We start from the raw sequence: 14,479 nt of genomic DNA, 5'->3' as shown, positions 1-14,479 counted from the left end.
CTTTCCCGCCGCAGGTGGGGGCAGGATGCCTTTCTGGGCGCGAGGGTCCGGATGACGGACCCGGGTCCGGGGCCTGACCGAGGACCCTGGCAGCATCGGCTTCGCTGTGCCCATCATGCGGCTCCGCCGCGTGGCACGCCTCAACGGCAAGAAGAACACGGGAGTACAAACATGAACCGCAGTGAGCTGGTGGCCGCGCTGGCCGACCGTGCCGAGGTGACCCGCAAGGACGCCGACGCCGTGCTGGCCGCGTTCGCCGAGACCGTCGGCGAGATCGTTGCCAAGGGCGACGAGAAGGTCACCATCCCCGGCTTCCTGACCTTCGAGCGCACCCACCGTGCCGCTCGCACCGCCCGGAACCCGCAGACCGGCGAGCCGATCAACATCCCGGCCGGCTACAGCGTCAAGGTTTCGGCGGGCTCCAAGCTCAAGGAAGCCGCCAAGGGCAAGTAGCCTCAGGCAGTACATAGAAGGGGCGGTCACCCACCGGGTGACCGCCCCTTCTGCATGCCGTGAGGCCGCGTCAGCCGAGCGTGGCCCTGCCGGGCAGCTCCACCTTCGCGCCGAGTTCCACGAGCTTGTCCATGAAGTTCTCGTAGCCGCGGTTGATCAGGTCGATGCCGTGGACGCGGGACGTCCCCTGCGCCGCAAGAGCCGCGATCAGGTACGAGAAGCCGCCGCGCAGGTCGGGGATGACCAGATCGGCGCCCTGGAGCTTCGTGGGGCCGCTGACGACCGCCGAGTGGAGGAAGTTGCGCTGGCCGAACCGGCAGTGCGAGCCGCCCAGGCACTCCCGGTAGAGCTGGATGTGTGCGCCCATCTGGTTGAGCGCGGAGGTGAATCCGAGCCGGGACTCGTAGACCGTCTCGTGGACGATGGAGAGGCCCGCCGCCTGCGTCAGGGCGACGACCAGGGGCTGCTGCCAGTCCGTCTGGAAGCCGGGGTGCACGTCCGTCTCCAGGGCGATCGCGTTGAGCGAGCCGCCCGGGTGCCAGAAGCGGATGCCCTCGTCGTCGATCTCGAAGGCACCGCCCACCTTCCGGTAGGTGTTCAGGAATGTCATCATCGAGCGCTGCTGGGCGCCGCGGACGTAGATGTTGCCCTCGGTCGCCAGGGCCGCGGAAGCCCAGGAGGCGGCCTCCAGGCGGTCCGAGAGGGCGTGGTGGTTGTAGCCGCCCAGGCTGTCGACACCGGTGACCCTTATGGTCCGGTCGGTGTCCATCGCGATGATCGCGCCCATCTTCTGCAGGACGCAGATGAGGTCTTCGATCTCAGGTTCGACGGCGGCGTTCGAGAGCTCGGTGACGCCCTCGGCCAGCACGGCCGTCAGGAGGACCTGCTCGGTCGCGCCCACGGACGGGTACGGCAGCTGGATCTTCGTGCCGCGCAGTCGCTGCGGGGCCTCCAGATACTGGCCGCCCTCGCGCTTCTCGATGGTGGCGCCGAACTGGCGGAGCACCTCGAAGTGGAAGTCGATCGGCCGGCCGCCGATGTCGCAGCCGCCGAGGCCGGGGATGAAGGCGTGGCCCAGGCGGTGCAGGAGCGGCCCGCAGAAGAGGATCGGGATCCGCGAGGAGCCCGCGTGCGCGTCGATGTCCGCGACGTTGGCGCTCTCCACGTGCGAGGGGTCCATGACCAGCTCGCCCGGCTCCTCACCGGGGCGGACCGTGACGCCATGCAGCTGCAGGAGTCCGCGTACGACGCGGACGTCGCGGATGTCGGGGACATTGCGCAGCCTGCTCGGAGCGCTGCCGAGCAGCGCGGCGACCATGGCCTTGGGCACGAGGTTCTTCGCGCCGCGGACACGGATCTCGCCCTCCAGCGGGGTTCCGCCGTGGACAAGCAGTACATCGTCGGTGACGGTCATGAATCTCGCGTTCCGATTGGATGGACGGGTGGACCAAAGGGCAAGCGTAATGGGCGTGTACCCCCCTTCCGTAAGGCCAAGGGGGCGCGAAACACGTCAGGAGTTCGTGACAACACGAACCGTTCGGAACCGGACACTCCGGGTCACCGGCGAAAGTGTGCGCTCCAGACGCGCCAGTGCGCCCCTGAGCTGCATTCACTCCTGTACGGGCATTGCCTCCCCCCGCGGGGCAAAGATGCGGGATCATGTCGTTCATGACCGAGGTGTCCTCGCTCACAGGGCGGCTGCTCGTGGCCACGCCTGCCCTGGCGGACCCGAACTTCGACCGCGCGGTGGTGCTGCTCCTCGACCACGACGAGGAGGGCTCGCTCGGCGTGGTCCTCAACCGGCCCACACCGGTGGACGTCGCGGACATCCTGGACGGCTGGGGCGATCTGGCCGGCGCGCCGGGAGTCGTCTTCCAGGGCGGTCCCGTCTCGCTGGACTCGGCGCTGGGCGTGGCGGTGATCCCCGGGGAGGAGGACTCCACGTCCTCGGCGTCCTCGGCGTCCTCGGCCCCCGGCTCCCGGCCGCGGCCGCGGCCGGGCCGAGGCGAGCCGATCGGCTGGCGCCGCGTGCACGGCGCGATCGGCCTGGTCGACCTGGACACACCCCCCGAACTCCTGGCCCCCGCGCTCGGCTCGCTGCGGATCTTCGCCGGGTACGCGGGCTGGGGCCCGGGCCAGCTGGAGGACGAGCTCGTCGAAGGCGCCTGGTACGTGGTCGAGTCCGAGCCGGGAGACGTGTCGTCCCCGGACCCGGAGCGGCTGTGGCGCGCGGTGCTGCGGCGGCAGCGGAGCGAACTGGCGATGGTGGCGACGTATCCGGACGACGCGTCGCTCAACTGACCCGGATGTGTACGGCCCGCCCCCGTCCGGACGATGCCCGGAACCGGCGGGCGTAGGTACCCTTGGATGCCATGAGCACTCTTGAGCCCGAGCCCGAGCGCGGGGCAGGTACGGGGACCCTCGTTGAGCCGACGCCGCAGGTGTCGAGCGGTGACGGTGACCACGAGCGCTTCGCGCACTATGTCCAGAAGGACAAGATCATGGCGAGCGCGCTCGACGGTACGCCCGTCGTCGCGCTCTGCGGCAAGGTGTGGGTGCCGGGTCGTGACCCGAAGAAGTACCCCGTCTGCCCCATGTGCAAGGAGATCTACGAGTCCATGAGCGCCGGTGGCGACAAGGACAAGGGCGGCAAGGACGGCAAGGGCGGCGGCAAGAAGTAGCCTCCCGGCCCGCTCCATGACCCTCTTCGCGGCGGGGCGTTGCGTGTACCGCAACGCCCCTTTTGCGTTGTGCAACCGCGTGGCAACCTCGCCGCATGACCTTTGAGCAACTGATCCCGGCACCCGCACGTGCACAGGGACCGCACACCGAAGGCTTTCTCCTCGACCCCTCCACCGTGCTCCGCGCGGCACCCGGCACCGAGTCCACCGAACGCTGGCTGCGCTCCACCCTCGGCGCCGCGCTCGGCCTGCCCCTGGGCCCCGGCGAGGGCAACGCCGTATCGCTGGAGATCGACGGCTCCCTCGCGCCCGAGGCGTACCGGCTCTCCGTGGGGGAGCGCGGCATCGAGATCGCCGGCGGCGCCGCCCCCGGCGTCTTCTGGGGTGCGCAGACCCTGCGTCAGCTCATCGGGCCCGAGGCCTTCCGCCGGGCGCCCCTGCGGCCGGGGGTTCCGGTCGCCGTCCCGGGGTGCCTGATCGAGGACAGCCCCCGCTTCCGGTGGCGCGGCATGATGCTCGACGTGGCCCGGCACTTCATGCCCAAGGACGGCGTCCTGCGCTACCTGGACCTCCTCGCCGCCCACAAGCTGAACGTCTTCCACTTCCACCTCACCGACGACCAGGGCTGGCGCATCGAGATCAAGCGCCACCCGAAGCTGACGGAGGCCGGTTCGTGGCGGCCGCGTTCGAAGTGGGGCCATCGCGCGTCCGAGCTGTGGAACGACACCCCGCACGGCGGCTTCTACACGCAGGACGACATCCGCGAGATCGTCGCGTACGCCCATGAGCGGCACATCGCCGTCGTACCCGAGATCGACATCCCCGGGCACTCGCAGGCCGCCATCTCGGCCTATCCGGAGCTCGGCAACACCGACGTCGTCGACACCGCGTCGCTCGGCGTCTGGGACACCTGGGGCGTCAACCCCAATGTCCTCGCCCCGACCGAGAACACCCTCCGCTTCTTCGAGGGGGTGTTCGAGGAAGTCCTCGAGCTCTTTCCCTCCACCTTCATCCACGTCGGCGGCGACGAGTGTCCCAAGGGCCAGTGGAAGGAGTCGCCCGCCGCGCAGGCCCGCATCAAGGAGCTGGGGGTCGGCGACGAGGACGGTCTCCAGAGCTGGTTCATCCGGCACTTCGACACCTGGCTGACCGCGCGCGGGCGCCGGCTCATCGGCTGGGACGAGATCCTGGAGGGCGGCCTCGCGGAGGGCGCCACCGTCTCCTCCTGGCGCGGGTACGGCGGCGGGATCGCGGCGGCCAAGGCCGGGCACGACGTCGTCATGTGTCCCGAGCAGCAGGTGTACTTGGACCACCGGCAGCACGGCGGCCCCGACGAGCCCGCGCCCATCGGCTTCGTCCGCACCCTGGAGGACGTCTACCGCTTCGAGCCGCTGCCGCCCCAGCTCACCGCCGACGAGGCCCGGCACGTGCTCGGCACCCAGGCGAACGTCTGGACCGAGGTGATGGAGTACCACGGACGTGTGGACTACCAGGTGTTCCCGCGCCTCGCCGCCTTCGCCGAGGTCGCCTGGAGTCCGCTCCCGGCGCCCGCCGAGCGCGACTTCGCCGACTTCGAGCGGCGAATGAACCCGCACTACGCGCGACTTGACGCGCTCGGCGTCGACTACCGCCCGCCGGGCGGCCCGTTGCCGTGGCAGAAGCGCCCAGGAGTGCTCGGACGCCCGATCGACGGGGCGCCCCCGAACGTGTGAGGCGCACCCGATAGTCCGTGTGTCGGGCTGCCCTCGCTGGGAGCGTGGGCAGCCGGACGAAAGCCGTACAAGGCTCACCGAAGAGTGGCAATTCCCGCTGACCGCCGAGGGCGTGTGAAAACGGCACATCCTCCAGGTCTGCGGACGAATGGCTCCTAGCGGACCCCCGCGCCGGGGGCCGGGGAAGATGTGCCAGAGTTGCCACGTCCGGGCTGTGAGCACGTACCGTACGGCGGAACAGGCGTAACGGTGAGAACGGCGAGAAAGCCGCCGGGCATCGGGAAGGGGCAGCCGGTTTTGACCACGCACGCACCGCAGGCGGCGCAGACCGCGCAGACGGCGACGCTGCCTGGGACGTTGGACGAGGCCGTCGAGGCACTCGCCGCGATGCCCGCCGCCGTGCCCGTAGCCGGCGGCACCGACCTCATGGCCGCCGTCAACGCGGGCCTCCTGCGCCCCTCCGCGCTCGTCGGCCTCGGCCGCATCAGCGAGATCCGCGGCTGGCAGTACCAGGACGGCCACGCGCTGCTCGGCGCCGGCCTCACCCACGCACGCGTCGGGCGGCCCGACTTCGCCGCCCTGTTCCCCGCGCTCGCCGCGGCCGCGCGCGCCGCGGGCCCCCCGCAGATCCGTAACGCGGGCACCCTGGGCGGCAACATCGCCACGGCGGGCCCGACCGGCGACACCCTGCCCGTCCTCGCCGCCCTGGAAGCCGTCCTCATCATCGCGGGCCCCGGCGGCGCGCGCCGCGAGGTCCCCGTCTCGCACCTGCTCGCGGGGATGGACATGCTCCGCCCCGGCGAGCTCATCGGCTTCGTGCGGCTGCCGCTCCTGCACGCCCCGCAGGTCTTCCTGAAGGCGACGGGACGCACCGGCCCCGGCCGCGCCACCGCGTCCGTCGCGCTCGTCCTCGACCCCGCGCGGCGCGGCGTGCGCTGCGCGGTCGGCGCCGTCGCCCCGATGCCGCTGCGGCCCCTGGAGGCCGAGGAGTGGGTCGCGTCGCTGATCGACTGGGACGGCGAGCGGACGATCGTCCCGGAGGCGCTCACCGCCTTCGGTGAGTACGTGGCCGCCGCGTGCATCCCCGACCACCCTCCGGCGGAGGACGGCTCCCCGCAGCCGCTGCCGCCCGCCGTACTGCACCTGCGGCGCACCGTCGCCGCGCTGGCCCGACGAGCACTGGGGAGGGCACTGTCGTGAGTGACGACCGACACGATGGGAACGCCGCCAACGGCGGCTGGCAGCCGCATCCACAGGGCGAGTACGACTCGGACGCCACGGCCTTCGTGCAGCTGCCGGAAGGCGCCCTGGACTCCTTCGACCACTCGCCGCTCGCCGCGCCCGGCCACGGTTACGTGCCGCCGCAGATAACGGTCACCCCGACGACCGCCGACGCGACGGACCCGGCGGCCACGGGCGTCTGGGCCATGCCGCCCGAGGTGACCGGCATGGGCACCGGCGTCCAGAACGTGCAGTGGCCCGCCGCGGGCGGATTGCCCGAGCCGGCCGCTCATCCGTCGCATCAGCCGTCGCATCAGTCGGCCGGTCACGACGTCCAGGAGCACGCGTACGACCCCCGGGCCACCGGGCAGTGGAGCTTCCACGAGGCGGAGGGGCACGCACCCGCCGCCCCTGCCCCGGCGGATGTCACGGGGCAGTGGTCGATTCCGGTCGCCAATGGTGATCTTCCGGACGAATCGGGTGAGTTCACCGCGTCCTCGCTCGCCGCGCAGTGGGGCGGTACGCCGCCCGCGACGCTGCCGGGCGGCGCGGCGGCACCCTGGGCGACCGGTGGCGCGGGCGCGGGTGCGCCGTGGTCGGAGCAGGCGCAGCAGCCGCATGCCGAGCCGTATCCGCACGTCGAGCCGCACCTGCACCCGCATTCGCACCCGCAGCAGCATGTCGAGCCGCAGCACCACGAGCCAGTGGTGCCCCCGGAGCCCTTCGTCCCTGAGCCCCCGGTCGCTCCTGAGATGCATGTGGTGCCCGAGGAGCCCATGGCGCCCGAGGTACCTGAGGCGCCCGAGGTACCTGAGGCGCTCGCGGAGCCGACGCCGGAGCCCGAGCCCGAAGCCGAGGTCGAGGCCGACCCCGTCGGCGCGGCTCCCGAGGCCGAGGCCGCAGTCGAGACCGAAGCGGAAGTCGAAGCCGAGGCCGACGCCGAAGCAGAGGCCGAAGCAGAGGCCGAAGCAGAGGCCGAAACGGACGCCGACGGCGAGACCGACCCCGAGGAGGCGGTCGCCGCCACCGCCCCCTCCGACGAACACCCCCTCTGCTCCTACGTCCTGCGCGTCAATGGAGCCGACCGCCCCGTCACCGACGCCTGGATCGGCGAGTCCCTGCTCTACGTCCTGCGCGAGCGCCTCGGCCTCGCGGGCGCCAAGGACGGCTGCTCGCAGGGCGAGTGCGGTGCCTGCAACGTCCAGGTGGACGGCCGGCTCGTCGCCTCCTGCCTGGTGCCCGCCGCCACGGCCGCCGGAAGCGAGGTGCGCACCGTCGAGGGCCTCGCCGTCGACGGCAGACCCTCCGACGTGCAGCGGGCGCTCGCCGCCTGCGGCGCCGTCCAGTGCGGCTTCTGCGTACCGGGCATGGCGATGACCCTGCACGACCTTCTCGAGGGCAACCCCGCCCCGTCCGACCTGGAGACCCGCCGCGCCCTGTGCGGCAACCTGTGCCGCTGCTCCGGCTACCGCGGTGTGCTCGACGCCGTGCAGGAAGTGGTCGCCGAGCGCGAGGCGTCCGCGGCCGCCGCCGAGCCGTCGGCGCAGGGCGACCACCCGGGCGAGCCGCGCATTCCGCACCAGGCGGGACCCGGCGCCGGAGGGGTCAACCCGGCGGCGCGGGACGGATCGTACGAAGGACCCTACGGCCAGGACGGAGGCCAGGCGTGAGCAACGAAGCCGCGGCGACGGCGAACACCGCGACCGCAGTGGAGCCGCAGCCGGGCCCGGAGCCCCTGCCGCACGGCATCGGTGCCTCGTTGCCGTCCGCCGAGGCGCGCGCCAAGACGGAGGGCACGTTCCCCTACGCGTCCGACCTCTGGGCGGAGGGGCTGCTCTGGGCGGCCGTCCTGCGCTCGCCGCACGCGCACGCGCGCATCGTCTCCATCGACACCTCCCAGGCGCGCGAGATGCCGGGCGTGCGGTCCGTCGTCACGCACGAGGATGTGCCCGGCGACGCGCTGCACGGCCGCAAGACCGCGGACCGCCCGGTCTTCGCGTCCGACGTCGTACGCCACCACGGCGAGGCCATCGCGGCCGTGGCCGCCGACCACCCCGACACGGCACGGATGGCCGCCGCGGCCATCTTCGTCGAGTACGAGCTGCTGGAGCCGGTCACCGACCCGGAGAAGGCGTTCGCGGCCGAACCCCTGCACCCCGACGGCAACTTGATCCGGCACATCCCGCTGCGGCACGGCGACCCGGAGGCGGCGGGCGAGCTCGTCGTCGAGGGGCTCTACCGCATCGGCCGCCAGGACCCGGCGCCGATCGGCGCGGAGGCGGGGCTCGCGGTGCCGCGTCCCGACGGGGGCGTGGAGCTGTACATCGCCTCCACCGACCCGCACACCGACCGTGACATGGCCGCGGCCTGCTACGGCATCGACCCGGGCATCGTGAAGGTCGTCGTCACCGGAGTCCCCGGCGCGACCGCCGACCGCGAGGACGCCAGCTTCCACCTCCCGCTCGGCCTGCTCGCGCTGACCACCGGCTGCCCGGTGAAGCTCACCGCGACCCGCGAGGAGTCCTTCCTGGGCCACGCGCACCGCCATCCGACGCTGCTGCGCTACCGCCATCACGCGGACGCCGAGGGCAAGTTGGTGAAGGTGGAGGCGCAGGTCCTGCTCGACGCGGGCGCCTACGCGGACACCTCGTCGGACGCGCTCGCCGCGGCCGTCTCCTTCGCCTGTGGTCCCTACGTCGTCCCGAACGCCTTCATCGAGGGCTGGGCGGTCCGCACGAACAACCCGCCGTCCGGACACGTCCGGGGCGAGGGCGCCATGCAGGTGTGCGCGGCCTACGAAGCCCAAATGGACAAGATCGCAAAGAAGTTGGGCATCGACCCGGCGGAGCTGCGGCTGCGCAACGCGATGGCCACGGGCGACATCCTGCCCACCGGACAGACGGTGACGTGCCCGGCCCCGGTGGCCGAACTCCTCGGCGCCGTACGGGACTTCCCGCTGCCCGAGCTGCCCAAGGACACCCCCGAGGACGAGTGGCTGCTGCCCGGAGGACCCGAGGGCGCGGGCGAACCGGCCGCGGTGCGCCGAGGCGTCGGCTACGGCCTCGGCATGGTCCAACTCCTGGGCGCGGAAGGCACGGACGAGGTCTCCACCGCCACGGTGAAGGTCCACGACGGTATCGCGACGGTCATCTGCGCGGCGGTGGAGACCGGCCAGGGCTTCTCCACGCTCGCCCGCCAGATCGTCCAGGAGACGCTCGGCATCGACGACGTGCGCGTGGCCCCCGTCGACACGGACCAGCCCCCGGCGGGACCGAGCTGCCACGGCCGCCACACCTGGGTGTCGGGCGGCGCGGTGGAGCGCGCGGCGAAGATGGTGCGCACGCAGCTTCTCCAGCCGCTGGCCCACAAGTTCGGGATGTCCACCGAGCTGCTCCAGATCACCGACGGCAAGATCACCTCGTACGACGGAGTGTTGAGCACGACCGTCACGGAGGCGATGGACGGCAAGGAGCTCTGGGCCACGGCCCAGTGCCGCCCGCACCCGACGGAGCCCCTCGACGAGGCGGGCCAGGGCGATGCCTTCGTGGGCATGGCGTTCTGCGCGATCCGCGCGGTCGTGGACGTGGACATCGAGATCGGTTCGGTACGGGTGGTGGAGCTCGCGGTCGCCCAGGACGTGGGCCGCATCCTGAACCCGACCCAGCTCAAGGTGCGTATCGAGGCGGGCGTCACGCAGGGCGTCGGCGCGGCCCTCACGGAGAACCTCCGCACGCCGCGCGGCTTGGTCCGCCACCCCGACCTCACGGGCTACGCGCTCCCGACCGCCCTGGACACCCCCGACATCCGCATCGTGAAGCTGGTGGAGGAGCGGGACGTGGTGGCGCCCTTCGGCGCGAAGGCGGCGAGCGCGGTGCCGGTCGTGACGACTCCGGCGGCGGTGGCGTCGGCGGTGCGCGCGGCGACCGGACGGCCGGTGAACAGGCTGCCGATCCGCCCACAGGCGGCGGTGGCGACATGACGGCCGCGCCGCTCGGCGGGGTCGTCGTCATCACCGGGATCATGGCCTCGGGCAAGTCCACGGTGGCGCAGGCCCTGGCCGAACGCCTGCCGCGCGCGGCGCACGTGCGCGGTGACGTCTTCCGCCGGATGATCGTGTCGGGCGGCCAGGAGTACGAGCCGGGCGCCTCGGACGAGGCGGCGGCCCAACTCCGCCTGCGGTACGGCCTGTCGGCGTCCACCGCCGACGCGTACGCGGCCGCGGGCTTCGTCGCGGTGGTCCAGGACGTCATCCTGGGCGAGGAGTTGAAGACGTACGTGGACCTGCTGCGGACGCGGCCGGTGCACGTGGTCGTCCTGGCCCCGAGCCCAAAGTCCGTGGCCGCACGGGAGGCCGGACGCGGCAAGACCGGCTACGGCGCGTGGACGGTCGAGGACCTGGACACGGGCCTGCGGGAGACCACACCCCGGATCGGCCTGTGGCTGGACAGCTCGGACCTGACGGTCGAGGAGACCGTGGACGCGATTCTGGAGCGGTTGGAGGAGGCGCGGGTCTAGGCCGGCCGGCTCCCGCGCACGCGGCCACTGCTCGCGGCGGGTGCCGGGCCCGCCGACGTCGCAGGGGAAGCCGGCTTCGCCGACCAGGCGCCCTTCAGGCGCTGGTTCCCGCGTGGGTGTGGCGCCACGCCCGACGGCTTCCGGCGGGCCGCCCCGCAGGGGACCGTCCTCGATCACTGTGAGGCCGTGGCGGGAATCGAACCCGCGTTACTGGCTTTGCAGGCCAGCCCCTAAGCCACTCGGGCACACGGCCGAGTTGAACTCGACTCCTTGAACGTAGGCGCCCGCCACCGCCCGATCAAGGAATCCGCCGCCCCCGCAACGGGACTGCCACACCGCGTTCATGAACGCGGCGAGAGGTCGTACGACCAAGGGACCAGGGGCGAGCCGCCTCAGGACAGGGGTCACCGCCTGCCACGCCCCTTACGCTGGCCAGCATGAGCGCCCTGGAACCTCGCGACGCCGAAGTCGCAGCCGCCCCGATAGCCCCGCCGTCCGAGCTCAAGGGCGGAATCCTGCGCGCCCCCTATCGCGCGCTCAGCCTCGGCATCGTCTCCGTGGTCCTGCTCATCGCCTTCGAGGCGACCGCCGTCGGGACCGCGATGCCGGTGGCCGCCCGTGAGCTGGACGGGGTGTCCCTCTACGCCTTCGCCTTCTCCGCGTACTTCACCACCAGCCTCTTCGGCATGGTGCTCTCCGGGCAGTGGGCCGACCGGCGCGGGCCGCTCGGGCCGCTGGCCACCGGGATCGCCGCCTTCGCGGCGGGGCTGCTGCTCTCCGGGACCGCCGGGGCCATGTGGATGTTCATCCTGGGCCGTGCCGTGCAGGGGCTCGGCGGCGGTCTCGTCATCGTCGCGCTGTACGTCGTCGTCAGCCGCGCCTACCCGGAGCACCTGCGCCCGTCCATTCTCGCGGCGTTCGCGGCCAGCTGGGTCGTGCCGTCCGTGGTGGGGCCGCTGGTCTCCGGGACCGTCACCGAGCACCTGGGGTGGCGCTGGGTCTTCGTCGGGATACCGGTTCTGGTCGTGGCGCCGCTCGCCATCGCGCTGCCCGCGATCCGGCGCACCGCTTCCGGGCCCGTGGACCCCTCCGCGCCCGTCGAGGCCTTCGACCGGCGGCGCGTCCGGCTCGCGCTCGGGATCTCGCTGGGGGCCGGGCTCCTCCAGTACGCCGGTCAGGATCTGCGGTGGCTCTCGCTCCTCCCGGCGGCCGTCGGCGCCGCCGTCCTCGTGCCCGCGGTTCTGGGGCTGCTGCCGCGCGGCACCTACCGGGCGGTCCGGGGGCTGCCCTCCGTCGTGCTGCTGCGGGGGATCGCCGCCGGGTCCTTCATCGCCGCCGAGTCGTTCGTGCCGCTGATGCTGGTCACCCAGCGGGGACTCAGTCCGACCATGGCGGGGCTCTCGCTCGCCGTGGGCGGTGCGACCTGGGCGCTCGGTTCCTACGTACAGTCGCGGCCCCGCATGGAGCCCCACCGCGGCAAGCTGATGCTGGTCGGCATGGTGCTCGTCGCCGCCTCCATCGCGGCGGCGCCCACCGTCCTGATCGAGGCCGTGCCGGTGTGGACCGTCGCCGTCGCCTGGGCCTTCGGCTGCTTCGGCATGGGCATGGTCATCGCATCCACGAGCGTGCTGCTCCTGCGCCTCTCGCCCCCGAAGGACGCGGGCGCGAACTCCGCCGCCCTGCAGATATCCGACGGCCTCTCCAACGCCCTGCTCCTGGCCGTCGGCGGCGCCGCCTTCGCCGCACTCGGCGGCGGCATGGTCGGGGCGACGCACGGCGCGGGCGGGGCGAGCGGCTCGCATCCGGGGGCCTTCGTCGCCGTGTTCCTGCCGATGGCGGCTGTCGCCCTGGTGGGGGCGTGGGTGGGGACGCGGCTGAGGGAACGTACGGAGTGAGGGGATGGTGTGAGACCGGTCGCACCCGTCTCACGCCCCGTGCCGTTCTCCGCGGCGCGTCAACCCGCACCGGTAGGGTGGCCCGGTTGTCGTACGTACCCGAGCCGTCAAATACCGGAGACCGTGACTACCACCGCCGCCAACTCCGCATCCCACCACCTCTCTCCCGCCTTCCCCGGCCGCGCCCCCTGGGGCACCGCCAACAAGCTGCGTGCCTGGCAGCAGGGGGCGATGGAGCGGTACCTCCAGGAGCAGCCGCGTGACTTCCTGGCCGTCGCGACACCTGGCGCAGGCAAGACGACGTTCGCGCTGACGCTGGCCTCCTGGCTGCTGCACCACCATGTCGTGCAGCAGGTGACGGTGGTCGCGCCGACCGAGCACCTGAAGAAGCAGTGGGCGGAGGCAGCGGCCAAGATAGGGATCAAGCTGGACCCGGAGTACAGCGCGGGGCCGCTCAGCAAGGAGTACCAGGGCATCGCCATCACGTACGCCGGTGTCGGCGTGCGGCCCATGCTGCACCGCAACCGCGTGGAGCAGCGCAAGACCCTGGTGATCCTCGACGAGATCCACCACGCCGGTGACTCGAAGTCGTGGGGCGAGGCATGCCTGGAGGCCTTCGAGCCCGCCACCCGGCGGCTCGCGCTCACCGGTACGCCCTTCCGGTCCGACACCAACCCGATCCCCTTCGTCGCGTACGAGGAAGGGAACGACGGCATCCGGCGGTCCGCCGCCGACTACACGTACGGATACGGGAGCGCGCTGGGCGACGGCGTCGTCCGTCCCGTCATCTTCCTCTCCTACTCCGGCAACATGCGGTGGCGCACCAAGGCCGGCGACGAGATCGCCGCGCGGCTCGGCGAGCCGATGACCAAGGACGCCATCTCGCAGGCCTGGCGCACCGCGCTCGACGCACGCGGCGAGTGGATGCCGAACGTCCTGAAGGCCGCCGACAAGCGCCTCACCGAGGTCAGGAAGGCCATCCCGGATGCGGGCGGGCTCGTGATCGCCTCGGACCAGGACTCCGCCCGCTCGTACGCCAAGCTGATCCGCGAGCTCACCGGGGAGAAGGCCACCGTCGTCCTCTCCGACGACACCGGCGCGTCCAAGCGGATCGACGACTTCACCGCGAGCAACGACCGGTGGATGGTCGCGGTCCGGATGGTGTCCGAGGGCGTCGACGTGCCGCGCCTGGCGGTGGGTGTGTACGCCACCACGATCTCGACGCCGCTCTTCTTCGCGCAGGCCGTGGGCCGTTTCGTGCGTTCCCGGCGGCGCGGCGAGACCGCGTCGGTCTTCCTGCCCACCGTCCCCGACCTCCTCGGCCACGCCAACGAGATGGAGGTCGAGCGCGACCACGTCCTCGACAAGCCGAAGAAGGAAGGCGAAGAGGACCCCTACGCCGAGTCCGAGAAGGAGATGGACGAGGCGAACAAGGAGGAGGACGAGGACACCGGCGAGCAGGAGCAGTTCTCCTTCGAGGCGCTGGAGTCCGACGCCGTCTTCGACCGCGTCCTCTTCGACGGCGCCGAGTTCGGCATGCAGGCCCACCCGGGGAGCGAGGAGGAGCAGGACTATCTCGGCATCCCCGGGCTCCTGGAACCCGACCAGGTGCAGATGCTGCTCCAGAAGCGGCAGGCCCGGCAGATCGCGCACAGCAAGAAGCGGCCCGACGAGGAGGCCGACCTCCTCGAACTGCCCGCCGAGCGGCGGCCGGTGGTCTCCCACAAGGAGATGCTCGAACTGCGCAAGCAGCTCAACACGATGGTCGGCGCGTACTCCCATCAGAGCGGGAAGCCGCACGGCGTGATCCACACCGAGCTGCGGCGCACCTGCGGCGGGCCGCCCAGCGCGGAGGCCACCGGCGGGCAGCTGCGGCAGCGGATCGCGAAGGTCGGCGAGTGGGCCACCCGCATGAAGTAGGGCGGGTCCCTTCCGGCGGGTTCCTCCCGGCGGTCACCCCGGCAGTCCCTACCGGCGGTTCCTCCCGCCGGTCCCTTTCCGG

11 protein-coding genes and 1 tRNA gene are annotated in these 14,479 nt (G+C 72.2%); 10 read left to right on the top strand and 2 right to left on the bottom strand.

Annotated elements, in window-relative coordinates; genetic code table 11:
* Positions 1-171 precede the first annotated feature (171 nt).
* Positions 172-453, top strand: a complete 282-nt coding sequence (locus ACZ6ZP_RS06345) for an HU family DNA-binding protein (protein ID WP_016645140.1) — start codon at positions 172-174, stop codon at positions 451-453.
* A 70-nt stretch (positions 454-523) separates the two neighbouring features.
* Here ACZ6ZP_RS06345 and murA read toward each other — a convergent pair whose 3' ends face one another.
* Positions 524-1,867, bottom strand: a complete 1,344-nt coding sequence (gene murA, locus ACZ6ZP_RS06340; protein WP_361469450.1) for a UDP-N-acetylglucosamine 1-carboxyvinyltransferase — start codon at positions 1,865-1,867, stop codon at positions 524-526.
* Between the two features lie 245 nt (positions 1,868-2,112).
* Here murA and ACZ6ZP_RS06335 point away from each other — a divergent pair, with 245 nt between their 5' ends.
* From ACZ6ZP_RS06335 to ACZ6ZP_RS06305, 7 genes are all read left to right on the top strand, one after another.
* Positions 2,113-2,754: a YqgE/AlgH family protein gene (locus ACZ6ZP_RS06335; RefSeq protein WP_383822343.1), complete on the top strand. Its 642-nt coding sequence runs from the start codon at positions 2,113-2,115 to the stop codon at positions 2,752-2,754.
* Positions 2,755-2,825: 71 nt separating this feature from the next.
* A complete protein-coding gene (locus ACZ6ZP_RS06330) occupies positions 2,826-3,134 on the top strand; it encodes a DUF3039 domain-containing protein (protein ID WP_160505308.1) in 309 nt (102 codons plus the stop codon).
* A gap of 95 nt (positions 3,135-3,229) precedes the next feature.
* Positions 3,230-4,846, top strand: coding sequence for a beta-N-acetylhexosaminidase (locus tag ACZ6ZP_RS06325; protein WP_361469443.1), 1,617 nt, complete (start codon positions 3,230-3,232; stop codon positions 4,844-4,846).
* 297 nt (positions 4,847-5,143) lie between these two features.
* Complete coding sequence (locus ACZ6ZP_RS06320; RefSeq protein WP_351171081.1) at positions 5,144-6,046, top strand: FAD binding domain-containing protein; 903 nt, start codon at positions 5,144-5,146, stop codon at positions 6,044-6,046.
* Positions 6,043-7,737 carry a (2Fe-2S)-binding protein gene (locus tag ACZ6ZP_RS06315; protein ID WP_469405693.1) on the top strand — a complete coding sequence of 565 codons (1,695 nt, stop codon included), beginning with the start codon at positions 6,043-6,045 and terminating at the stop codon, positions 7,735-7,737. Before ACZ6ZP_RS06320 ends, ACZ6ZP_RS06315 begins: the two co-directional genes overlap by 4 nt.
* Complete coding sequence (locus ACZ6ZP_RS06310) at positions 7,734-10,046, top strand: xanthine dehydrogenase family protein molybdopterin-binding subunit (RefSeq protein ID WP_351171087.1); 2,313 nt, start codon at positions 7,734-7,736, stop codon at positions 10,044-10,046. The genes ACZ6ZP_RS06315 and ACZ6ZP_RS06310 overlap by 4 nt, the downstream gene beginning before the upstream one ends.
* The gene (locus ACZ6ZP_RS06305; RefSeq protein WP_351171090.1) at positions 10,043-10,582 is read left to right on the top strand and encodes an AAA family ATPase; all 540 of its coding nucleotides are present in this window, start codon (positions 10,043-10,045) and stop codon (positions 10,580-10,582) included. The genes ACZ6ZP_RS06310 and ACZ6ZP_RS06305 overlap by 4 nt, the downstream gene beginning before the upstream one ends.
* A gap of 181 nt (positions 10,583-10,763) precedes the next feature.
* Here the strand turns inward: ACZ6ZP_RS06305 and ACZ6ZP_RS06300 are convergent.
* Positions 10,764-10,835 (bottom strand) — tRNA-Cys (locus ACZ6ZP_RS06300).
* A gap of 184 nt (positions 10,836-11,019) precedes the next feature.
* On the opposite strand from ACZ6ZP_RS06300, the gene ACZ6ZP_RS06295 reads away from it, so the two are divergent.
* Complete coding sequence (locus tag ACZ6ZP_RS06295; RefSeq protein WP_469405691.1) at positions 11,020-12,477, top strand: MFS transporter; 1,458 nt, start codon at positions 11,020-11,022, stop codon at positions 12,475-12,477.
* Positions 12,478-12,600: 123 nt separating this feature from the next.
* Entirely contained in the window at positions 12,601-14,397 is a 1,797-nt protein-coding gene (locus ACZ6ZP_RS06290) for a DEAD/DEAH box helicase (RefSeq protein ID WP_351171096.1), read from the top strand.
* Positions 14,398-14,479: the final 82 nt, after the last annotated feature.

The organism is Streptomyces sp. NPDC054047, from assembly GCF_055585065.1.
This window is presented reverse-complemented; position numbering and strand designations above follow the sequence as displayed.

Coding starts and splice junctions, on each gene's coding strand:
- ACZ6ZP_RS06345 (WP_016645140.1), top strand. CDS start 172: ATGAACCGCAGTGAGCTGGTGGCCGCGCTGGCCGACCGTGCCGAGGTG.
- murA (WP_361469450.1), bottom strand. CDS start 1,867: ATGACCGTCACCGACGATGTACTGCTTGTCCACGGCGGAACCCCGCTG.
- ACZ6ZP_RS06335 (WP_383822343.1), top strand. CDS start 2,113: ATGTCGTTCATGACCGAGGTGTCCTCGCTCACAGGGCGGCTGCTCGTG.
- ACZ6ZP_RS06330 (WP_160505308.1), top strand. CDS start 2,826: ATGAGCACTCTTGAGCCCGAGCCCGAGCGCGGGGCAGGTACGGGGACC.
- ACZ6ZP_RS06325 (WP_361469443.1), top strand. CDS start 3,230: ATGACCTTTGAGCAACTGATCCCGGCACCCGCACGTGCACAGGGACCG.
- ACZ6ZP_RS06305 (WP_351171090.1), top strand. CDS start 10,043: ATGACGGCCGCGCCGCTCGGCGGGGTCGTCGTCATCACCGGGATCATG.
- ACZ6ZP_RS06295 (WP_469405691.1), top strand. CDS start 11,020: ATGAGCGCCCTGGAACCTCGCGACGCCGAAGTCGCAGCCGCCCCGATA.